Here is a 20,866-nt window from a genome sequence, read left to right on the forward strand (position 1 = left end):
CCCGGCGCTACACAGAACCGCTCGACGCCGCGCCGTGGTATGCACCGGTGAAGGTGCTGCTCGAGTCCGCAAGACGGCCCGCTGAGCCTTCCGTCAGCTCACCCGGTTCCGCGTGGTTGGCCACGTCCGCTTGAGCATAGGACGGGAGGGGTGGCTGCGAGCTGTATAGGGGCTCGCCGAGAGCGGCCACGTATTCTCCGAAAGCGGGGATGGCGTTTGGGAGCGCGGCAGGGTCGATACCGGGCGCGACGTGCTCGGTGCAGGAGAAACCCTCCAGCCGGTTAGGATCGGCCGGACCGGGGTTTTCTAAGGCGTCGAGGAGCAACCTGTAGGCCGTGTTGTTCGCGAGGATCCCCACGTGGCCAGGAACCTGATTGGGGCAGAGGTCTTGGACGGCGAAGTTTGCCGCGCCGTCGATAGAACTGGCCGCCTTAGCTGGTTGGATCCCGTAATCCGAGTTTGCATAGATGCTGGTCACAGACACATTTACAGGCAGTGGCTTAGCATTGAGAGCCTGCATGAAGTCCGAGTTCGGGTGGTATTGCCACACCGAAACCGGGCACCTACCCGTCACCTGACACGCCGGCTCGACGAGCGCAACCCCGTGGTTTGCTCCGGCTACGGAGATGACATCGTCGACAAGCGAGGCCGCTTCGGCGTCGTACCTCAAGCCCCACCGAGCAATGGGCGGTCCACCGCTGTGCCCGACCACGGCGATGTTGCGGCCGAGGCGCTGGTGGGCAAGTTTCACCGCGTGGGCCACGTACATGCCTGACTCGGTCATGTCACCCCGCCCGCTGTGGGGCAGCGTCACCCAGCAGACGTCGAAGCCTTCGTTGGTGAGCTGCGGAATGTACCCCCACGAAAATGAGGCGGACGCATCGAATCCGAATCCATGCACGAGAAGGACGGTCTTGCGCGCCTCGGGATTCGCCTCTGGTGAGGAACAGTGGAATGCACCCTCAAGGGCATAAGGATCGGGAGCTCTGTCCCCTGTGGCGATAGCGTCGAGCGGGTACTGGGAGGAGCCTTGGACGACGGCGGAGCTTCCATTCACCCCTTCTTGAGCGTGCGCTACGGGTACGATCGCCGCGCCGAGCACGGCAAGTGCTCCAAGCGACGATGTGAAAACACGTTCGAGGGTGCGATGGAGAGCACCTTCACCCCTGGCAACCACCTTTCTGTGAGTCGGTTTCGGAAACGAGTGTGCAGGCTAAGGTTACATGCGTGAAGGCACACCATTTCGAGATTAAAGTGGCCGGCGGCAAACTCGTCGTGGCCGACGTGGAAGAGGACGGGAAGGTCGTCACGTCCGCGACGATTTCTGGGGATTTCTTCCTCGAACCGGAGAGCGCCTACGACGCAATCAACCGCTCGCTCACGGGCGCGTCCATCACCGAGGACACCGACAGCCTCGAAGCTCGCGTCACGCGCGAACTCGCCGGCCTCGAGGGCGTCAACCTCCACGGCTTCAGCCCGCGCGACGTCGCAGTGGCCACGCGCCGAGCTCTTCTCGACGCCCGCGATTTGACCGACTACACCTGGACCATCATTCACTCCCCCGTCCTGCCCTCACCCGTCAACGTCGCCCTCGATCAATACCTCCTGGGTGAGGTGCGCTCCGGCGCCCGCGGGCCACTGCTCCGGTTTTGGGAGTGGGAGGACAGAGCCGTCGTGTTCGGTTCGTACCAGTCATTCCGCAACGAGATCGACCCGGACGGCCTGGAGCGCCACGGGATCGTGCCGGTCCGGCGCATGTCGGGCGGTGGCGCGATGTTCATGGAGGGCGGCAACTGCGTCACCTACTCGATGTACCTCCCCGAAGACATTGTGAGGGGCTTAAGTTACGCGGAGAGCTACGCCTATCTGGATTCGTGGGTGCTAGCCGGCCTGAAATCGCTCGGCGTCAACGCATGGTACGTGCCCATCAACGACATCACCTCGGACGGCGGCAAGATCGGCGGAGCGGCGCAAAAGCGCGTGCCCGGCGCGGTGCTACACCACACGACCATGAGCTACGACATCGACGCCGACAAGATGGCCGAAGTCCTGCGCATTGGGAAAGTTAAGCTGGCGGACAAGGGATTGCGCTCCGCGAAGAAGCGGGTTGACCCCCTGAGGCGCCAAACGGGGGTTCCCCGTGAGCAGGTCATCGACGCGCTGATCGCGTCGTTTACCTCCCGGTACCCCTCCGTGACCGGGGAGCTTAGCGCCGACGACATCGCCGCCGGCGAGCGTTTGGTGGAGGAGAAATTCGGCACCCGGGAGTGGACTCACCGGGTGCCGTAACTACCGCCCCGCGGACACCCCCGCGTCCTCCACCTCGGGGTCCAGGGCCGCGCTGTGCCCTTCCTTTTCGGACGCCGCCAGGGAGTTCGCCCGCGCCCGGGCGACGCCGCGCGCGGAGAGCGCCAGCCCGATAACGAGCACAGCCGCGCGGGCGATCCAGAGGTGGTCGGTCACGCCTACCGCCTTCAACACGGTGGGAAGGTTGAGCATGAGAATGAGGGTGCCCACGATCCCGCCGAGCAAAATTGGGTTAATGCGGCTGATCAGCCACGCCGCGAGAGGTGCGGCGATGACACCGCCGATGAGCAACGCGACGACGGCAGCCAGATTGGCCACGAGGTCCTCCCACATGCCGATGGCGAAGCCGACCGTGGCCGCGAAGGTGACGAAAAACTCCGCGGTGTTGACCGTGCCGACGATCCGGCGCGGTTCCGAACGCCCAGCGGACATCAGCGTTGAGGTGGTCACGGGGCCCCAGCCGCCGCCTCCGGTGGCGTCGACAAACCCGCCGAACACACCGAGGCCGCTAAGAAACACCGGGGAGTGAGGCGCCGGATTGGTCCGCCGGGCCCGGCCGCGGGAAAAGCGAATCATGAGGTTGAGCCCGATGAGGGAGAGGATGAGACCCATCGCGGGTTTCGCCCACTCGGTGGACAGGTTGGACAGGACCGTCGCCCCCGTGAAGGAGCCAACGGCGCCGGGGATGGCGATGCGCGCCACCGTCTTCCAGTCCACGTTCCCAAAGCGCCAGTGGGACAGGCCGGAGGCTAGCGTGGTGCCCAGCTCAGCCGTGTGCACCACCGCCGATGCCTGGGCGGGACCTAGGCCCGCCAGCAAGACAATGATCGTGGTAGAGGTCACGCCGAAGCCCATGCCGAGGCCGCCGTCGACAAGCTGAGCCGCTAACCCCGCGAGCGCGATGAAGATAAGAGTGTGAAGCTTGTACATTATTGTGACCTCGTGTTCTCGTGGAGAGCACCTCGATACCGGGCCGCGATGATGCCCGCTAGGCCTGTCGTGAGAGGTGCTGATTGGGTAATGCGGGCGCCCGTGGCGTCCTGGATGCCGGCGACGGCTCGACGGGCTCTATCGAGAAGCAGCCCATCCGTCACGAAAAGAGGGAGCACGTGCACCCGCGGGTACGACGCAGCGACGGAGGCTAGGCCGTCGTTGCCCGTGGCCTCTCCGCGCCCCGTCGCCGGGACAACGGTGACCCCGCGTCCGCTCGCCGCGGCGAGCCGCGCGCCAAACTCGGTGGTCGCCCCCGCCGCTCGCGCATTGGAGGTTCCCACCGGGTACAGGACGACGTGGGCCCCGTCAGGCGCGTCACTGCGCAGCTTCGCAGCAAGGAGCTTGACGACGTCATCGCCCTGGCCAATCCCGTCCGCGAGGATGAGTTCCACACCGGTATTCTCCCGCGCCGCGGCGACCGCGGCGGGAACGTCTGTCGTGGCGTGGAATGCCTTCGTGAACAGGAGAGGCACCACCACGGCGCGGGTGTGGCCCGCCCGCGCCGCAGTGGCTGCCGCCCCTGTGAGGTCGGGGGTGGTGAATTCGAGGTGCGCGGCCACCGCAGGGACTCCCAGCACCCCGCCGGCTGCCTCGGTGAGACGCTGGACCCCGTCGCTGGCAGCCGAATGGCGCGAGCCGTGAGACAGGGTGATGAGCACAGCGGTCCGGGCAGCCATCGGGTTACCTCAACCGGTTTCCCACCAGGCCGGCGGCGAGTGTGTTCCCGCTGGCGTGGTCGATGAGCAGGAAGGAGCCCACTGCCCCGCGGGCGGCGTACGCCTCTACTGGCAGGTCCTGGGCGGACTGCACCGTTACTACCGCGATGTCGTTGAGCCCGAAAGACGCGGGGTTCGCGAGATCACCGGCCGGGGAATCAATGTCGAGCACCGCATCGACGCTGGCAACGCGGGCGCGCACCAGTGCTGTGCCCAGGCGCAGCTTGACGGTTTGTCCTGCCGTGATCTCCTTCTCCGTCAGCCCCACGACGGTTGCCGTGAATTCCCGAGTGAGCTGGGGCTGGGACCCCGCGGAGATGAGGTCACCTCGGACGAGGTCGATCTCATCCGCAAGGCGCAACACCACCGAGTCGCCGGCGCGCGCCTGGTCGAGCTCTCCGTCAGCGGTGTCGATGTGCTGTACCGTCGTCTGGCGCCCGCCGGCGGTGACCGCGTCGCCGACGCTGATGGCCCCTGCGTTCACGCGGCCCGCGTAACCCCGGTAGTCGCTGGTGTGCTCGCGCAGGACGTACTGGATGTTGAAGCGGAAGCCGAGGTCGAGCGCCCGCCCCGAGTTAACGGGGATGGATTCAAGCAGCTCCAGGACGGTGGGGCCGGTGTACCACTCGGTGTTCGCCGAGCGTTCCACCACGTTGTCACCTTTGAGGGCCGACATGGGCACGACGTGCGGCTCCGCGATGCCGAGCTCCGCGGCCTTGGTCTCAAACACCTCGCGGATGCGGGAGAAGACCTCCTCGGAGTACCCGACGAGGTCGATCTTGTTCACTCCGAGGATGACGGTTTTCACGCCGAGTAGCGCGGCCACGGTGAGGTGGCGGATGGTTTGTTCGACCACGCCGTGCCGGACGTCGACAAGAAGCACAACCACTTGCGACGTGGACATGCCCGTCACCGTGTTGCGCGTGTATTGCACGTGGCCCGGCGTGTCCGCGAGGATGAACGTGCGCTTGTCGGTGGCGAAGTAGCGGTAGGCGACGTCGATAGTGATGCCCTGTTCGCGCTCGGCGCGCAGGCCGTCGACGAGCAGGGATAGGTCGAGCCCGTCGAAACCGCGGTCGGCGGAGGTGCGCTCGACGGAGGCGAGCTGGTCGGCGAGCACCGACTTCGTGTCGTGCAGGAGGCGTCCGACGAAGGTGGACTTACCGTCATCGACGGAACCAGCGGTGCACAGGCGGAGGGTCTGACGCTGCGCGAGGACGTCACTCGCGGCGGGACACGTGGCGGTCATCAGAAGTACCCCTCTTTCTTGCGGTCCTCCATCGAGGACTCGCTGAGTCGGTCGTCCGCGCGGGTTGCGCCGCGCTCGGTCAGAGTGGAGCTGGCAATTTCGGCGAGTACCTCGTCGATCGTCTCGGCGGTAGATTCAACCGCCCCGGTGCAGGACATATCCCCCACCGTGCGGTAGCGCACGCGCTTGACCACGAGTTCTTCGCCGTCGCGCGGGCCTCCCCACTCGCCGGCCGTGAGCCACATTCCGCCGCGGTTGAACACCTCGCGGTCGTGGGCGAAGTAGATGCCGGGAAGCTCGATGCCGCGGGCGCCGATGTACTCCCACACGTCGGCCTCGGTCCAGTTGGAGATAGGGAACACCCGGATGTTCTCCCCCGGCAGCTTCTCACCGTTGTACAGGTCCCACAGCTCGGGACGCTGGCGGCGGGGATCCCACCCGCCGAAGGCATCCCGCACGGAGAACACGCGTTCCTTCGCCCGGGCCCTCTCCTCGTCACGTCGTGCGCCGCCGAGGACGGCGTCGTAACCGACCTCAGCGATGGTGTCCACGAGCGGAACCGTTTGCAAGGGGTTCCGGGTGCCGTCGGGCCGCTCCACTAGGTCGCCCCGGTCGATCCAGTCCTGCACTGCGGCAACGCGCAGGCGCACACCGTAGTCTTCGACGATCCGATCGCGGAACTCGATCACCTCCGGAAAGTTGTGGCCGGTGTCCACGTGGAGCAATTCGAGAGGCATCGCCGCCGGAAAGAAGGCGCGCCGCGCGAGCTCGAGCACCACGCACGAGTCCTTGCCGCCGGAGAAAAGCAGCCCGATCTTGTCGAACTGCCCCGCCACCTCGCGCAGAATGTGGATGGATTCGTCCTCCAGATCCTTCAGGTGGGGCGAGATCTGCCGGTTCGTTGCGATAGTCATGTATCTCCTCTGCTCGTGCCCTACTCGTGCAAGCCGCATTCGGTCTTGGCGGAAAACGCCCACCGCCCGGCGCGCGGGTCCTGCCCCTCCGCCACCGGGAGGGTGCAGGTGGCGCACCCGATCGACGGGTAGCCCTGCCTGGTCAGCGGGTGGATAATAAGGTCGTTGTCGTTTATGAACTCCTCGGTTTCCTCAAGCGTCCACGTGATCAGCGGCGAAATCTTGAGCCGCCCGGTGTGGTCCAGGGACAGAGCGGGAGCCTCAGCACGCGTGGGTCCGTCGGCGCGGCGCAGACCAGTGACCCACCCGATGTACGGGGAGAGGGACACCGCGAGCGGCTCGACTTTGCGCATCCTGCAGCAGGCGGTTGGGTTCGACCGGTACAGCCCGGGCCCGTAGACGCGATCCTGCTCGGGGCGAGGGAGGACGGCCTTCGCACGGACCAGCCGGTGGCGCGGGTAGCGGTGTTCGACCTGGTCGGCCACCTCCATCGTTTCGGGGAAGTGGTATTCGGTATCGAGGAAAAGGAAGTCTGCGTCCGGCAGGTGCCGGTGCGCGAGCTCCGCCAAGACGGTGTTTTCCATCGAGAGGGTGACAACCAGCGGGCCGTGGACGTGCTCGTGAGCCCAGGCGAGAATCTCCTCGGCTGGGGCCTCGTACAGCTCGGCCGCGTAGGTGTCGACGAGTCGCGCGTTGCTCTCCCGCTGTGCCTCCGACAGCGGCCGTGTTTCGGTGGGGCCTTCGGGGGAGACTTCGGGGTCCCGGTAGTTTCCCGCTCCGTTTAATAAGTTAAGCATTCTTCTTTCCCTCTCGTAGGTCTTGTCCAGTCTGACCCACTTCACGTAGGACCGCAGCGTGTCCGTGCCTGGCCAACGAGTCCTGGAGTGCCTCCTGCGTCGATTTCGCTCGGGCCGGCGGCGTCACGGGATCGTCTTGGCCGTGGAACTTCACCTCGAAGACGCGCAAACACTCGCCGCACTTCCACCCGAAGTCCGTCACCTCGTCCGGGTACAGCTCCTCCCCCGCGCAGTAGGGGCAGTAGGTGGGGAAATTCCTGCTGGGGTTGGGGGCACGGCGCAGACTCACAGCAGGTCCGCCTCGTCCGCGCGCCGCAGCCAGGCGCGGAAGGTCTCGCCGTCCGCGCGCTTGTCCACGTAGTTGTGCACCACCCGCGTGACGTATTCCGTCAGCTCGGTGGACAGGACTTTGTGCCCCCGCAGCTTGCGGCCGAAGTTGGCGCCCTCTCCGATCGTGCCGCCCAGGTGGACCTGGAAGCCTTCTACCTTTTCACCCTGGTCGTTGACCACCATCTGGCCCTTGAGCCCGATGTCCGAGACGTGGTGGCGGGCGCAGGCGTTGGGGCAGCCGTTGAGCGAAATCGTGATTGGAGAGTCGAGGTCCCCGAACTGCTCCTCCAGCTCGTCGGCCAATTCGATGGCCCGGGACTTCGTGGTCACGTGCGCGAGCTTGCAGTACTCCAGCCCTGTGCACGACAGGAGCCCGCGGCGAAACTCGCTCGGCTGAGAGTACAGGCCCATTCCTTCGAGGTCGGCCTGCAGCTTCTCGACGTCCTCCGGCTCCACGTCCAGGAAAAGCAGCTCCTTAAACGGGGTGAACCGCAACCGGGTGATCCCGTAAGACTCGACGAGGTTTGAAACCGCGATGAGCTGCTCGCCGGACATGTGGCCCAGCGTCGGCTTGACCCCGATGTAGAAGCGTCCGTCTTTTTGCTCGTGGACCCCGATGTGGTCCCTGTCGACGAGGTTGCTGGGGGCGCGGGGGCCGTCGGGAAGCGAATAGCCCAGGTATTGCTCCTCCAGGACCTGCCGGAACTTCTCGATGCCCCACTGCGCGACGAGGAACTTCAGGCGGGCGCGGTTGCGCAGTCGGCGGTAGCCGTAGTCGCGGAAGATGCGCACCACGTTGGCCCACACCTCGGGGACCTGTTCAAGGGTGACAAACGCGCCGAGCGATTGCGCCAGCATAGGGTTGGTGGACAGGCCGCCGCCGACGAAGCACTCGAAACCCGGGCCCAGCTCGGGGTGGACGACGCCGATGAAGGCGATGTCGTTGATCTCGTGGACCACGTCCTGGCGGGAGTTGCCAGAGATCGCGGATTTGAACTTGCGCGGGAGGTTTTGGAACTCCTCGTTGGTGTGGATGTGCTGGATTTCCTCGATCGCCGGCGTGGCGTCGATGATCTCGTCTTTGGCGATCCCCGCGACGGGAGAACCGAGCACGACGCGCGGCACGTCGCCGCAGGCGTCCCAGGTGTTGAGGCCGACGGAGTCGAGCTTGTCCCAGATCGTCGGGACGTCCTCGATTCGGACCCAGTGCAGCTGGATGTTCTGCCGGTCGGTGAGGTCGACCGTCGAGCGAGCGTAATCGCGCGAGATCTCACCGACAACGCGCGCCTGCGCGGAGGTGCAGCGCCCGCCGTCGAAGCGAATACGCATCATGAAGTACTCGTCCTGCAGCACGGAGTTGTCCTGGCCGGTGAACTCCCCGCCGAGGTTCTGCTTGCGCTGCGTGTACATTCCCAGCCACTTAAAGCGCGGTGCGAGGTCCTCCGGAGGAATGGATGCGAAACCCTGCTTGGAGTAGATGTCAATGACGCGCTGCTTGACCTGCATCACGGGTTCGAGCTGCTTGAGTTCCTCGTCGTGGTTCAGCGGCGTGGTGCCGTCGATAAGCCACTGCCCCTCGGGCTTTGCGGCGCGCGCCTTCACCTCTCGGGTCCGGCGGGTTGCCGTGGTTTGGGCGACCATGAAAGCTCCTGTCTCAACGTTTCGTACCGATCGGTCTAGAAAGGACGCGGTTCGGTGTTGCCACGTAAGTCTGCCGGACACCTTGGTCCGCCACAACGCCGTGACTCTCATCACGCTCTTTGACCTGCCCGTATAGCGGTGAATATATTGTGAAAGTGAGCGAGGGCCAACGCCCCGTGAGGGCCGGGGTGGGCAAAGCTGGAGAAACCGCCCCCTTTACAGACCGAGCGGTCTATGGGCTATGATGGCCCACTACATACGAATTACCGTGGAAAGGATTACCCGCACATGAGTCTGCGCGTCGCTGTGATTGGCGCTGGCCCCGCCGGCATTTACGCCTCCGACCTGCTCATTCGCAACGAAGATCACGACATCCACGTCGACCTCTTCGAGCAGATGCCGGCGCCATTCGGCCTCATCCGCTACGGGGTCGCGCCGGACCACCCCCGCATCAAGGGAATCGTCACCTCCCTTCACCGCGTGCTGGATAAGCCTCACCTGCGCCTGCTGGGCAACATCGAGGTGGGTAAGGACGTGACCATTGAGGAGTTGCGCGATTACTATGACGCGATCGTCATCTCTACCGGTGCTGTGCGCGACCGCGAGCTGCTCATCCCTGGTGGAGACACGTCCATCGGCGCAGGCGAGTTCGTCGGCTTCTACGACGGCAACCCACGCTTCGAGCGGTCCTGGAACCTGCAGGCGCGCGAGGTCGCTGTCATTGGCGTGGGCAACGTCGCCCTCGACATCTCCCGCATCCTGGCCAAGACCGGCGACGAGCTTCTTGTCACCGAAATCCCCGACAACGTACACGACTCGCTGCGCGCCAACCGCGCCAAGGTGGTGCACATGTTCGGCCGACGCGGCCCCGCCAACGCGAAGTTCACCCCCAAGGAGTTGCGCGAGCTCGACGAGTCCGACACCATCCAGGTGCTCGTCGACCCCGAAGACATCGATTACGACCAGGCCTCGGAGGACCTACGCCGCGCGGACAAGTCCATCGACCTGAACTGCCAGGTCCTCGAGCAGTACGCTATGCGCGAGCCCGACGACAGCCCGCACAAGATCCACATCCACTTCTTTGAGGAGCCGGTCGAGGTGCTCACCGAGGGCGACGCGATCGTCGGAATCCGCACCGAGCGCCAGGAGTTCGACGGCGAGGGCGGCGTCCGCGGGACCGGGTCGTTTACCGATTGGCCGGTGCAGCAGGTCTACCACGCCATCGGATACCGCTCCGAGCCCGTTGAGGGAGTGCCCTTCGACCTCGAGCGCAACGTCATCCCCAACGACGGCGGCCACGTGCTCGGTGAGGAGGGTTTTGAAGACTCCCTCTACGTCACCGGCTGGATCAAGCGCGGCCCGGTCGGCTTGATCGGCAACACCAAGTCGGATGCGAAAGAAACGACCGACATGCTGATCGCCGACGCTGACGCCGGCAAGCTGAACACCCCGAAGCACACCGACGCGGACGCGATCATCGGCCTGCTGGAGGAGCGCAATATCGCCTACACCACGTGGGACGGCTGGTACCGCTTGGACGAAGCCGAGCGTGCCCTCGGCGCCGAGTGCAGCCGCCTGCCGCGCGAGCGCAAGAAGATCGTCGAGTGGGAGGACATGGTCGAGCGGGCCCGCACCGTGCCGCAGGTGCCGTAGCGCTGCAGGTGCAGGGCTGACATTCAGACGCCCCCCGTCGGCTAGGTATACGCTTGCGTGGTCCCATCACGAAGAAAGGGCCCGCACCGTGGATCTCCTCAGAATCCTCACCCGTGCGTCGAGGCCGTATACGGGTGTGATCGTTGCGGTCATCGTCTTGCAGCTCATCACGACGATCGCCACGCTGTACCTGCCCGACCTCAACGCAAACATCATTGACACCGGTGTCGCCCAGGCCGACGTCCCCTACATCTGGCGAACAGGCGGGGTCATGCTCGCCGTCGCCTTCGTCCAAGTCATCGCGGCGGTGGGCGCCGTGTGGCTCTCTGCCCGCGCCGCGATGGGCGTCGGCAGAGACGTGCGCCGCTTGGTGTACACGAAGGTGAGCAGTTTCTCCGCCGAAGACCTCGCGCACTTCGGCGCACCCACCCTGGTCACCCGCGGCACCAACGACGTGCAGCAAGTCCAGATGGTGTTCATCCTGTTTCTCAGCTTCATGGTCGCCGCCCCCATCATGGCGATCGGCGGTGTGATCATGGCGCTGCGCCAGGACCCCGGAATGTCCTGGCTTGTCGTCGCCGCCGTCGCGGTCCTCGCCGTCGTGGTGGGCGTTCTCATTTCCCTGCTCATGCCCATGTTTAAAAAGATGCAGGACCGGCTGGACACGATCAACGGCGTGCTGCGTGAGCACATCGCCGGGATCCGAGTCGTGCGCGCCTTCGGACGGGAGGAGTTTGAAAGCAAGCGGTTCACCGACGCCAACAGCGACATCACCCGTGTTTCTCGCAACATCGGCCGCGTCTTCGTTCTCCTCTTCCCGGTCATCATGCTGATCCTCAACGTGGCCACGGCCGCCGTGTTGTGGTTCGGCGGGCACCGCGTCGACGCGGGCCTGGTGGAAGTCGGCTCGCTAACCGCGTTCATGCAGTACCTCATGCAGATACTCGTGGCCGTCATGATGGGCACGTTCATGATGATGATGCTGCCCCGCGCCATCGTCTGCGCTCGCCGCATCGCGGAGCTTCTCCAGCACACGCCCAGTATCCCCGAGCCCGCTACCACGGTGACGCCCGCGGCAGCGGATGGTGTTGTCACCTTCGACTCGGTGTCCTACACTTACCCCGGCGCGGCCGAACCCGTCCTCCACGATATTTCTTTCACCGCGACGCCCGGCACGACTACGGCGATCATCGGGTCAACCGGATCGGGTAAGTCGACGCTGCTCTCCCTCATCCCTCGCCTGCGGGACGCGACTTCCGGGGCAGTTCTTCTCGACGGCACCAGCGTGACCACCATGTCACGCCCCGATATCGTCTCGCGCGTCTCACTCGTGCCGCAGAAGGCGTACTTGTTTAGCGGCACCGTCGCCTCAAACCTGCGGATGGGCCGCCCCGGTGCCACGGATGAGGAACTGTGGGATGCCCTCCGCGTCGCCCAGGCCGCCTTCGTCGAGGACCTCGACATGCCCATCGCCCAGGGTGGCACGAACGTCTCCGGGGGCCAACGTCAACGCCTCAGCATCGCCCGGATGTTTGTGGCGCACCCCGCGGTCTACCTCTTCGACGATTCCTTCTCCGCGCTCGACGCGACGACGGACGCCAGGGTGCGCGAGGCGATGACCGAGTACACCCGCTCGGCCACGGTCGTGCTGGTGGCGCAGCGTGTGGCGTCGATAAGCCATGCCGACCAGATCCTCGTCTTGGACGCCGGGCGGATCGTCGCACGTGGCACTCACGAGGAGCTGTTGAGCGGAAGCGAAACCTACCGCGAGATCTGCGAGTCTCAACGGGAGGTGAACGCATGAGCGAGCACTTAACCAACGAGCAGCTGGCCGCGTACGAAGAGAAGATGGCTGGAGACGACTTCGGCGGCAGGGCACCGCGGAAGGTCAAAGCGTTTTGGCCCTCGGCGAAGCGCCTGATTGGCTTACTCGCCCCGTACAAGCTGAGCCTAGCCGCCGTGTTGGTTATGAACGCGGCGTCCGTCCTCCTCTCCGTCTACGCGCCCCGCGTCCTAGGCCACGCGACGGACGTGATCTTCTCCGGAGCTGTGTCCACAATGCTGCCCGCCGGCGTGAGCAAGGAACAGGCGATCGACGGGTTGCGCGCGGCGGGGCAAGACCGATTCGCGGACATGGCCCAGGCCATGGACCTGCGCCCCGGTGAAGGCATCGACTTCGACCGTCTGCGCACGTTCATCCTCGCGGTAGTCGCACTCTACGTCTTTTCGAGTCTGTTGATGTGGCTGCAAGGCGCGGTGCTCAACAGGATCACCATGTCGTCTGTCTTCCGGCTGCGACAGGACGTGGAGGCGAAGCTCAACAGGCTGCCGCTGAACTACTTCGATTCGCGCCAGCGTGGCGACGTCATGTCGCGCACCACCAACGACGTGGACAACATCCAGCAGGCCCTGCAGCAGGCGCTGTCCCAGTTGTTCAATTCCCTCTTGATGCTGCTCGGGATTGTGGCAATGATGTTCTGGATCTCGTGGCAGCTCGCTCTTGTGGCGCTGCTCGCGCTGCCGCTGACCGGGCTTTTGGTCGCCGTGATCGGCTCCCGCAGCCAGCGCCAGTTCACCGCGCAGTGGAAGTCCACGGGCGAGCTCAACGGGCACGTAGAGGAGTCCTTCACCGGCCACGAGGTTGCGCTCATCTTCGGCCGGACGGACGCACTGCGCGAGGAGTTCGACGCGCGCAACGAGGCCCTCTACACCTCCTCGCGGTCCGCGCAGTTCCTGGCCAACTCGATGCAGCCGATCATGCAGTTCGTCTCCTACCTTTCCTACGTGGTGATCGCGGTGTTCGGTGGGCTTAAGGTCGCATCAGGGCACATGACGCTTGGCGACGCCACCGCGTTCATCCAGTACTCGCGCCAGTTCAACCAACCGCTCGGTGAGCTCGCTGGCATGGCGCAGATGATCCAGTCTGGTGTCGCTTCCGCGGAGCGCGTCTTCGAATTCCTCGACGCGGAGGAAGAACACCCGGACGCCGCCACGGCCACGCTCGACACGCCCACCTCCGGGCTCGTCGAGTTCGACCACGTATCCTTCTCCTACACCGACGAGCCCCTCATCCAGGACTTGTCCCTGCGGGTGGCTCCCGGCCAGACCGCGGCGATTGTCGGCCCGACAGGCGCGGGCAAGACCACCCTTGTCAACCTGCTCATGCGCTTCTACGACATCGACGACGGGGTGATCCGCATCGACGGCGTGGACACGCGCTCGCTCTCCCGCGCCGAGCTGCGAGGAAACATCGGCATGGTCCTGCAGGACGCGGTCCTATTCAAGGGCACGATCTGGGACAACATTCGCTACGGCCGGCTCGACGCCACCGACGAGGAGATCCTCGCCGCCGCCAAGGCCACCTACGTGGACCGCTTCGTGCACTCGCTTCCCGACGGCTACGACACCGTGGTCGACCAAGACGGCGGCTCCGTCTCGGCCGGGGAGCGCCAGCTGATCACGATTGCCCGCGCCTTTCTGTCGCGGCCGGCCATCCTCATCCTCGACGAAGCCACGTCTTCCGTAGACACCCGCACGGAGGTCCTCGTCCAGGATGCGATGAAGGCGCTGCGCTCAGACCGCACGTCCTTCGTCATCGCCCACCGGTTGTCCACGATCCGCGACGCGGACCTCATCCTCGTCATGGAGGCTGGGCGCATCGTCGAACAGGGAACGCACCGGGAGCTGCTGGCCAAGGAGGGTGCGTACTGGCAGCTCAACCAGTCCCAGTTCGCCGGAGACGACTAGCCGTCGCGCGCTAAGCTAGCGGGTGTGAGCACCTCGTACGGGAACTTCCGCATCAGCGATGCCGAGCGATCTGAAGCGACGACTGCCCTGAGCCGCGCGCTCGGCGAGGGCAGGATCACAATGGACGAGTTCGACCAGCGGTGCTCCCGGATCGCCGCGGCTCAGTTCCACTCCGACCTCGCGGAGGTCTTCGCGGACCTGCCCCAGAACCCGACCGGCGTGGGTGCGGTGCCGGCGCCGAGCACCGGGAACGTCGCCGTGTACACGGCGCCGGAAATCGCCGCTGCACGCCGCTCGGGCCAGCACATCCGGGCCGGCGTGTTCTGGCTCGGATCCATCGGCGCGGTGGGTGCCACATCGCTGCTTACCGCGGTATCCGGCAGTGGAGCCCCCGCCCTTCTCCTGCTGCTTATCCCCACGTTATTCATCCTGCTATACGTCATGAAGGTCGGCCCGAATTCTTGGTACGCCCCCAGCCTGCGCCAGCTGGAGCGCCACCGCCGCCAGCTGGTCAAGGCGAAGCAGCTTGAAATCGAGGCCGCGAACGCGCAGCAAGCGGCTCTCCTTCGCGTCCAGCGCCAGCACCAATTGGAGCAATTGAAGTCCGATGCGCTCGACGTCGCTCAGCAAACTATGAGCCGGTTCAGGAAACGGTAGTGGCTAGACTTGCTCCATGAGTAAAAAGCAAGCGGAGCTGGAGACGTCGAAAAGCGTGGCCCCGGGAGTGAAGAAGCACCGCCACTTTGACCAGGCGGACAAGCTGAAGAACGTCTTTTACGACATTCGCGGGCCCGTGAGCGCCACCGCCGAGGACATGGAGCGCGATGGGCACACGATCCTGAAGCTCAACACGGGCAATCCGGCGATCTTCGGCTTCGACGCCCCCGACGTGATCATGCGCGACATGATCGCGGCGCTGCCCACCTCCCAGGGGTACTCCACGTCCAAGGGCATCATCCCCGCGCGCCGCGCCGTGGTCACCCGGTACGAGGAGATCGAGGCCTTCCCCCCCTTCGACATCGACGACGTCTACCTGGGCAACGGCGTGTCCGAGCTGATCTCGATGGCCACGCAGGCCCTGCTCAACGACGGCGATGAGATCCTTATCCCCACACCCGATTACCCGCTCTGGACGGCCGCGTCCACCCTCGCGGGTGGCACCCCCGTGCACTACGTGTGCGACGAGGAAGACAACTGGAACCCCTCGCTCGAAGACATCCGGGCCAAGGTTTCGCCACGCACCAAGGCCATCGTGGTGATCAACCCGAACAACCCGACCGGGGCGGTGTACTCGCGCGAAACCCTCGAGGGCATCGCGGCCATTGCGCGCGAGCACGAGCTGATCGTCTTCGCCGACGAGATCTACGACCGCATTCTTTACGACGGAGCCCACCACATCTCCATGGCCGAAGTCGGCCCCGACCTGCTCACCGTCACCTTTAACGGGTTGTCCAAGGCGTACCGCGTCGCGGGGTACCGCGCCGGGTGGATGATCATCACCGGGCCGCGCCGCCGCGCCAAGGGCTTCATCGAGGGCCTTGATCTGCTCTCCGGCACGCGGTTGTGCGCCAACGTTCCGGGCCAGCACGCCATCCAGGTCGCCCTCGGTGGCCGGCAATCGATCTACCAGCTCACCGGTGCGGGCGGGCGGCTGCTGGAGCAGCGCGACGTCGCCGTGAACAAGCTGCGCGAGATCCCCGGCGTGTCCGTCGTCGAGCCGAAGGGGGCACTCTACGCCTTCCCCAAGATCGACACCCAGATGTACAACATCCACGACGACGAACGCTTCATGCTGGACCTGCTCAAATCCGAGAAGATACTTATGGTTCAGGGCACGGGCTTCAACTACCCCACCCCCGACCACTTCCGCGTGGTCACCCTGCCGTGGGCGTCACAGCTGGAGAATGCGATCGAACGGCTGGGCAACTTCCTCAGCGACTACCACCAGCACTAGGGGTACGCTCTGGGCATGACAAAGACCAAGACTGTTTCTGTGCTGGGCGCCGGTAACCTCGGTGCCCAAATTGCCTACCGCCTCGCCTTTTACGGCCACGATGTCACCTCCTACGACATCAATGACGACGCCATCGAAGCCGCGAAGAGACGGGTACAAACGATCGCCGGCAACTACACCCGCGATCTTGAGGGAGTTTCCGAAGACACGGCCGCGGCCGCCGCTGCTGCCATCACTTTCACGACGACCCTCGAGGACGCAGCCAGAGACGCCGACTACGTTATCGAGGCCGTGCCCGAGAACCTAGAGATCAAGCGGGACACCTACACACGCCTGGCCAGGTTCTTGCCGGAGAAGACCGTCCTTCTCACAAACACCTCGACTCTGCTGCCCAGCGACTTCAAGGACGCAACCGGGCGGCCCGAGAAGTTCTTGGCCTACCACTTTGCGAACAATATCCACATCGCCAACGTCGTCGAGGTTATGCCGACTCGAGATACGAACCCGGAAATCGTAGAACAGGTGATCGAGTTTGCGCAGACGATGGGCATGCGCCCCATCCGGCTGCACCGCGAGCACGCGAAGTACATCATCAACTCCTTCTACTCCACCTGGGTCGACCAAGCGCGCGACATGTGGGTCAAGGGAGTCGCTGATATTGAAACGCTGGATGAGGTCGCCGCCATGATCGCGGGGTCCGAACAGCTCAGTCCGTTCCTCGCGCAGGACAACACCGGATTGGGCGTGGCCTACGAGATCACGAAGAATCGCGCAGCAACGGGCGACCCGCTTGCCGCCGAGTTCAGCCGACGCCTGAAGCAAGAATTCATCGACAAGGGCAACATCGGAAAAGAGTCCGGCCAAGGTTTCTATGTCTACGACGAAAATGGCAACCCCACTGGGCTGTCCGAGGCCGCGAAGAAGAAGTACCCGCCGGTCGATCCTGGGAAGTAGGGCACGTCTTTTCGGCCCCTCACTTTGGGTTCGCGGCTTTCTCCCCGGCCGTTTTCTCGTCACGGCGCTACCTCACCCGCTTGGGCCAACCTCATCCGGTACGCCGTGGTAGCCTCCGTGACCGATATTCGAGCTGTTTCCCGCGCCAATACCCACAGGTTCCCCTGCACCGAAGCAACAGGGGGCTCCTCCCCGCTAGCGCGGGGAACCCCCTTCATCGTCGGGAAGAATGTGAGCCCGCAAGGAGTTCTAGACTCAGCTTTGAAGTCGCACCACCGCCCCGTCGCAAGCCTTCCGCCCTTTGCTGCGCAACCTTGAGAGGTCGCGGCTTGGTCCGAGCTATACGCAGGTGGCCGCTGGCCTCCGCGCCGTCGGCCTCAACCCCGACGTGTCAAGGCGTGAGAGCTCAGAGGACGTAGACTGTGGATAACAGCACGGCTGTGGCGCGCGCCCACCGTTTTGCCACGACGCCCGCAGGGGAAACCCACAATCATAGAAATTGCGGGACTGCGCACGGAGACACCCACGGCGGCGAGGGCCGGGCGCGGGGCGCATTAACGGGTAAGAACGCAGGGAACGCAAAGGGGATTATCCCCGGCCCAGGGCGCGGAGCCTCCACCCCGCGGCCTGCCACGCCTCGGTGGTGAGCACGTTGCGGCCGTCGATAAGCAAGCGATCCTGCACGAGCTCGCCGGCATGGGCGGGATCCATCTCACGGAACTGTTGCCACTCGGTGGCGAGGATGACGAGTTCAGCGCCGGTGAGGGCGTCGTCGAGGGAGGTGGCGTAGTCGAGGGTCGGGAAGACGCGGCGGGCGTTGTCCATGGCCTCGGGGTCGTAGACGCGCACGGCGGCACCCGCGAGGGAGAGCTGGCCTGCAACGGCAAGGGCAGGCGAATCGCGGACGTCGTCGGAATTGGGCTTGAACGCGGCGCCCAGGACGGTGATGCGGCGGCCGATGAGAGAGCCGAGTTCTTCGCGCGCAAGGTCGACGACGCGCTGGCGGCGGCGCATGTTGATCGCGTCGACCTCACGGAGGAAGGCCAGGGCCTGGTCGGCGCCGAGCTCACCGGCGCGCGCCATAAACGCCCGGATGTCCTTGGGCAGGCAACCGCCGCCGAAGCCGAGGCCTGCGCCCAGGAACTTGCGGCCGATGCGGTCGTCGTGGCCGATGGCGTCGGCAAGTTGGGTGACGTCCGCGCCGACGATCTCGCAGACCTCGCTGACGGCGTTGATGAAGGAGATCTTCGTGGCCAAGAACGCGTTGGCCGACACCTTGACCAGCTCGGCGGTCTGGAGATTCGTCACGAGGAAGGGTGTTTCACGCGCCAGCGGGATGGCATAGATTTCGCGGGCGATCGCTTCCGCACGGGAATCCACCCCGCACGTGCCCAGGACGATGCGGTCCGGCTCGATGGTGTCCTTTACCGCGTAACCCTCGCGCAGGAACTCGGGGTTCCAGGCAATCTCGACGGTCGTGTCCGGTTTAGACAAAGCGTCGGCACGCTCCTGGAGGGCCGCGGCAGTGCCAACAGGGACCGTCGACTTGCCGAAGATGACGTGATCGCCGGTGAGCTGGGGCACCAGATCGTCGATGACGGCCTCGACATAGCGCGTGTCAGCCGCGTAAGACCCGCGCTGCTGGGGGGTGCCCACCCCGATGAAATGAACCGTGGCGAAGTCGGCTGCGCGTGCGTAATCCGTCGTAAAATCGAGCCGGCCGGCCTGGATATTGCGCTCGAGGACCTCGGGCAACCCCGGCTCGAAAAACGGCACCTCCCCGCTAGACAGGCGGGAGATCTTGCTTTCGTCCACGTCCACACCCAGCACCTCATGGCCAAGCTCGGCCATGCAGGCGGCGTGCGTTGCACCGAGGTAACCGGTGCCGATAACCGTCATACGCATGCGCTCCATCATGACACGCCGGGAGTGCAGGTGCTCAGCGGCGGCTAACGAAAGTTCAAATACGCCTTAGACGGCGTCGGTCCCCTCTGCCCCTGGTATTTCGATCCGAGCGCTCCGGAACCGTACGGCACCTCGGCGGGCGAGGTCATGCGGAACAGCGCCAACTGCCCCACCTTCATCCCCGGCCACAGGGTGATCGGCAGGTTCGCGACGTTCGACAGCTCCAACGTGATGTAACCCGAAAACCCGGGGTCGATGAACCCCGCCGTGGAGTGGGTCAAAAGCCCAAGCCTGCCCAGCGAGCTCTTCCCCTCCAACCGGCCCGCCAGATCTGCGGGCAGGGTGAACTTCTCCAGCGTTGATCCGAGCACGAACTCGCCCGGGTGCAGGACAAACGCCTCTCCCTCGGGGACCTCAACGAGAGTAGTGAGGTCCTCCATCTCGAGCTTCGGATCGATGTGGGTGTACTTCGAGTTGTTGAAAACCCGGAAGAACTTATCCATGCGCACATCAACTGACGACGGCTGCACCAACCCCGCATCGTACGGATCAATACCGAGCCGGGCGGAATCGACTGCATCGCGGATGTCATGATCAGAGAGAAGCACGTCGATCAGTGTACGGGAGGTGCGTTTTTTATCTCTCGGCAGCCGAGTGCTACAGTAAAACGCGCTGCCGGCGTAGTTTAGTGGTAGAACATCAGCTTCCCAAGCTGAGAGTGCGAGTTCGATTCTCGTCGCCGGCTCCAATGTCATCAGTCGCGGCATGTGTGCCAGATGGCCCTGTACGGTTGGAACAGTGTTCCGCTTGTGCAGGGCTTTTTGCTTTGCCGCTCCCCGGTTTCGTGCCGAGGCGGGCCTATTCGACCACAAGCGCGTGCGGGACGTGAAAGCCCAGGAGCGAAAGCCTTGGCGTCGAATAGCGAGGCCCACACGGCAGGGATGACGTGGACTTCTTCCTCGGCGATGACCGCTACCTGGCTCTCATCTTCCGGTCCGCGCAGCATGCCCCAGCGTTCGTTGTACTCCACTGTGTCCCCCATCCTGTTCGGCGCGCGGTTGTAGATCACCAGCTGGCCCTCGGCTGCGGGTATCGCGGTGCCGTCGGTGCTCAGCACGTCAGCAGGCGCCCAGTCCTCTTCCGAACCGTTCGCGGCGCGTTCCCGCGGGGTATCCAGAATCGCGGTTGCGGCCCACGGGCACCTAAACCGCCGGCATACCCGCCACGTAGTGCACCTGCGCGAGGTGCTCCAGGGCGTCGAGGAGGGTCGAGGTCACCCGCACCTGGCGTGAGACGGGTTCTCCGTCGAAGATATCCACGGTGTCGTCCCAGGCGTCTTCGCCCACCGCGCCGATGTAGGAGGAGACGGCGTCCAAAGAGGCTGACACGTAGTTAAGCAGGACGTCCGCGTCGCAGACGTGCACCGCGTGGGCCTGCTCGGGGGTGTGCCCGTAGCCCATGCTGTCACCGAGCTCGCCAAGCGCGACTTGATTCCTGAAACCCTGCGAAACCCATACCTCCTGCCCGCCGGAAAGCACCGCGAGCTGGATGTCGAGTTCGCGGCCGGTGTGCCACAGCAGCCACGCCACCGAGTTGGGGTGATCACCAGGGTGGGCGGCGAGGCGCTTGCCCGTCAGATGGGGAAGCTCAGCGAGGGAGAAGCGGACTCGCGCAGCGAGGTCTTGGAGGGTGTCGGGTGCATTCAT

The 20,866-nt window shown here is 64.9% G+C and carries 19 protein-coding genes and 1 tRNA gene; 8 read left to right on the forward strand and 12 right to left on the reverse strand.

The genetic code is table 11. From position 1 onward, the window contains the following. Positions 1–7: 7 nt before the first annotated feature. Positions 8–1,057, reverse strand: coding sequence for an esterase/lipase family protein (locus CAPI_RS08585; protein ID WP_245531662.1), 1,050 nt, complete (start codon positions 1,055–1,057; stop codon positions 8–10). A 170-nt stretch (positions 1,058–1,227) separates the two neighbouring features. Here CAPI_RS08585 and lplB point away from each other — a divergent pair, with 170 nt between their 5' ends. Beyond that, positions 1,228–2,289, forward strand: coding sequence for a lipoate-protein ligase small subunit (gene lplB / locus CAPI_RS08590; protein ID WP_018018239.1), 1,062 nt, complete (start codon positions 1,228–1,230; stop codon positions 2,287–2,289). On the opposite strand, the gene CAPI_RS08595 is transcribed toward lplB, so the two are convergent. From CAPI_RS08595 to CAPI_RS08625, 7 genes are read right to left on the reverse strand one after another with little or no spacing between them, the layout of a single operon-like run. Further along, positions 2,290–3,237, reverse strand: a complete 948-nt coding sequence (locus tag CAPI_RS08595; protein WP_018018240.1) for a sulfite exporter TauE/SafE family protein — start codon at positions 3,235–3,237, stop codon at positions 2,290–2,292. It abuts the gene before it with no gap. Next, positions 3,237–3,977 (reverse strand): sirohydrochlorin chelatase, encoded by a 741-nt coding sequence (locus tag CAPI_RS08600; protein WP_018018241.1) that lies wholly within the window; start codon positions 3,975–3,977, stop codon positions 3,237–3,239. The genes CAPI_RS08595 and CAPI_RS08600 overlap by 1 nt, the downstream gene beginning before the upstream one ends. Positions 3,978–3,981: 4 nt before the next feature. Further along, entirely contained in the window at positions 3,982–5,265 is a 1,284-nt protein-coding gene (locus tag CAPI_RS08605; protein ID WP_018018242.1) for a sulfate adenylyltransferase subunit 1, read from the reverse strand. Beyond that, the gene (cysD, locus tag CAPI_RS08610; protein WP_018018243.1) at positions 5,265–6,179 is read right to left on the reverse strand and encodes a sulfate adenylyltransferase subunit CysD; all 915 of its coding nucleotides are present in this window, start codon (positions 6,177–6,179) and stop codon (positions 5,265–5,267) included. Before cysD ends, CAPI_RS08605 begins: the two co-directional genes overlap by 1 nt. Before the next feature lie 20 nt (positions 6,180–6,199). Beyond that, the gene (locus CAPI_RS08615; RefSeq protein ID WP_018018244.1) at positions 6,200–6,976 is read right to left on the reverse strand and encodes a phosphoadenylyl-sulfate reductase; all 777 of its coding nucleotides are present in this window, start codon (positions 6,974–6,976) and stop codon (positions 6,200–6,202) included. Next, on the reverse strand, positions 6,969–7,265 hold the full coding sequence (locus tag CAPI_RS08620) for a hypothetical protein (RefSeq protein ID WP_018018245.1): 297 nt from the start codon (positions 7,263–7,265) through the stop codon (positions 6,969–6,971). The genes CAPI_RS08615 and CAPI_RS08620 overlap by 8 nt, the downstream gene beginning before the upstream one ends. Further along, on the reverse strand, positions 7,262–8,947 hold the full coding sequence (locus CAPI_RS08625; protein WP_018018246.1) for a nitrite/sulfite reductase: 1,686 nt from the start codon (positions 8,945–8,947) through the stop codon (positions 7,262–7,264). Before CAPI_RS08625 ends, CAPI_RS08620 begins: the two co-directional genes overlap by 4 nt. Before the next feature lie 288 nt (positions 8,948–9,235). On the opposite strand from CAPI_RS08625, the gene CAPI_RS08630 reads away from it, so the two are divergent. The 6 genes from CAPI_RS08630 (at position 9,236) to CAPI_RS08655 (ending at position 17,255) form a co-directional block, all read left to right on the forward strand. Next, complete coding sequence (locus CAPI_RS08630) at positions 9,236–10,600, forward strand: FAD-dependent oxidoreductase (RefSeq protein WP_018018247.1); 1,365 nt, start codon at positions 9,236–9,238, stop codon at positions 10,598–10,600. 88 nt (positions 10,601–10,688) lie between these two features. Beyond that, positions 10,689–12,404, forward strand: coding sequence for an ABC transporter ATP-binding protein (locus tag CAPI_RS08635; RefSeq protein WP_018018248.1), 1,716 nt, complete (start codon positions 10,689–10,691; stop codon positions 12,402–12,404). After that, positions 12,401–14,347 carry an ABC transporter ATP-binding protein gene (locus tag CAPI_RS08640; protein ID WP_018018249.1) on the forward strand — a complete coding sequence of 649 codons (1,947 nt, stop codon included), beginning with the start codon at positions 12,401–12,403 and terminating at the stop codon, positions 14,345–14,347. The genes CAPI_RS08635 and CAPI_RS08640 overlap by 4 nt, the downstream gene beginning before the upstream one ends. Positions 14,348–14,371: 24 nt before the next feature. Continuing rightward, positions 14,372–15,004 carry a DUF1707 SHOCT-like domain-containing protein gene (locus tag CAPI_RS08645; RefSeq protein WP_018018250.1) on the forward strand — a complete coding sequence of 211 codons (633 nt, stop codon included), beginning with the start codon at positions 14,372–14,374 and terminating at the stop codon, positions 15,002–15,004. A gap of 16 nt (positions 15,005–15,020) precedes the next feature. Then, positions 15,021–16,301 (forward strand): pyridoxal phosphate-dependent aminotransferase, encoded by a 1,281-nt coding sequence (locus tag CAPI_RS08650; RefSeq protein WP_018018251.1) that lies wholly within the window; start codon positions 15,021–15,023, stop codon positions 16,299–16,301. A gap of 15 nt (positions 16,302–16,316) precedes the next feature. Beyond that, positions 16,317–17,255, forward strand: coding sequence for a 3-hydroxyacyl-CoA dehydrogenase (locus CAPI_RS08655; RefSeq protein WP_018018252.1), 939 nt, complete (start codon positions 16,317–16,319; stop codon positions 17,253–17,255). A gap of 588 nt (positions 17,256–17,843) precedes the next feature. On the opposite strand, the gene CAPI_RS08660 is transcribed toward CAPI_RS08655, so the two are convergent. Both CAPI_RS08660 and dcd read right to left on the reverse strand, forming a co-directional pair. Beyond that, the gene (locus CAPI_RS08660) at positions 17,844–19,160 is read right to left on the reverse strand and encodes a UDP-glucose dehydrogenase family protein (RefSeq protein WP_040356976.1); all 1,317 of its coding nucleotides are present in this window, start codon (positions 19,158–19,160) and stop codon (positions 17,844–17,846) included. 44 nt (positions 19,161–19,204) lie between these two features. Further along, complete coding sequence (gene dcd, locus CAPI_RS08665) at positions 19,205–19,768, reverse strand: dCTP deaminase (RefSeq protein WP_026157224.1); 564 nt, start codon at positions 19,766–19,768, stop codon at positions 19,205–19,207. A 66-nt stretch (positions 19,769–19,834) separates the two neighbouring features. Here dcd and CAPI_RS08670 point away from each other — a divergent pair. Next, a tRNA-Gly gene (locus tag CAPI_RS08670) sits at positions 19,835–19,908 on the forward strand. 6 nt (positions 19,909–19,914) lie between these two features. Here the strand turns inward: CAPI_RS08670 and CAPI_RS08675 are convergent. Both CAPI_RS08675 and CAPI_RS08680 read right to left on the reverse strand, forming a co-directional pair. Further along, positions 19,915–20,277, reverse strand: coding sequence for a hypothetical protein (locus tag CAPI_RS08675; RefSeq protein WP_018018254.1), 363 nt, complete (start codon positions 20,275–20,277; stop codon positions 19,915–19,917). 85 nt (positions 20,278–20,362) lie between these two features. Continuing rightward, entirely contained in the window at positions 20,363–20,866 is a 504-nt protein-coding gene (locus tag CAPI_RS08680; protein ID WP_018018255.1) for a DinB family protein, read from the reverse strand.

Source organism: Corynebacterium capitovis DSM 44611 (assembly GCF_030440535.1).
GTDB classification, from domain to species: Bacteria; Actinomycetota; Actinomycetes; order Mycobacteriales; family Mycobacteriaceae; genus Corynebacterium; species Corynebacterium capitovis.

What these genes read in the sequence shown, in the direction of transcription:
- CAPI_RS08605 (WP_018018242.1), bottom strand. Translation starts at nt 5,265, where the DNA reads ATGACCGCCACGTGTCCCGCCGCGAGTGACGTCCTCGCGCAGCGTCAG.
- CAPI_RS08640 (WP_018018249.1), top strand. Translation starts at nt 12,401, where the DNA reads ATGAGCGAGCACTTAACCAACGAGCAGCTGGCCGCGTACGAAGAGAAG.
- CAPI_RS08615 (WP_018018244.1), bottom strand. Translation starts at nt 6,976, where the DNA reads ATGCTTAACTTATTAAACGGAGCGGGAAACTACCGGGACCCCGAAGTC.
- CAPI_RS08600 (WP_018018241.1), bottom strand. Translation starts at nt 3,977, where the DNA reads ATGGCTGCCCGGACCGCTGTGCTCATCACCCTGTCTCACGGCTCGCGC.
- CAPI_RS08660 (WP_040356976.1), bottom strand. Translation starts at nt 19,160, where the DNA reads ATGCGTATGACGGTTATCGGCACCGGTTACCTCGGTGCAACGCACGCC.
- cysD (WP_018018243.1), bottom strand. Translation starts at nt 6,179, where the DNA reads ATGACTATCGCAACGAACCGGCAGATCTCGCCCCACCTGAAGGATCTG.
- CAPI_RS08655 (WP_018018252.1), top strand. Translation starts at nt 16,317, where the DNA reads ATGACAAAGACCAAGACTGTTTCTGTGCTGGGCGCCGGTAACCTCGGT.
- CAPI_RS08625 (WP_018018246.1), bottom strand. Translation starts at nt 8,947, where the DNA reads ATGGTCGCCCAAACCACGGCAACCCGCCGGACCCGAGAGGTGAAGGCG.
- CAPI_RS08650 (WP_018018251.1), top strand. Translation starts at nt 15,021, where the DNA reads ATGAGTAAAAAGCAAGCGGAGCTGGAGACGTCGAAAAGCGTGGCCCCG.
- CAPI_RS08595 (WP_018018240.1), bottom strand. Translation starts at nt 3,237, where the DNA reads ATGTACAAGCTTCACACTCTTATCTTCATCGCGCTCGCGGGGTTAGCG.
- CAPI_RS08630 (WP_018018247.1), top strand. Translation starts at nt 9,236, where the DNA reads ATGAGTCTGCGCGTCGCTGTGATTGGCGCTGGCCCCGCCGGCATTTAC.
- CAPI_RS08680 (WP_018018255.1), bottom strand. Translation starts at nt 20,866, where the DNA reads ATGAATGCACCCGACACCCTCCAAGACCTCGCTGCGCGAGTCCGCTTC.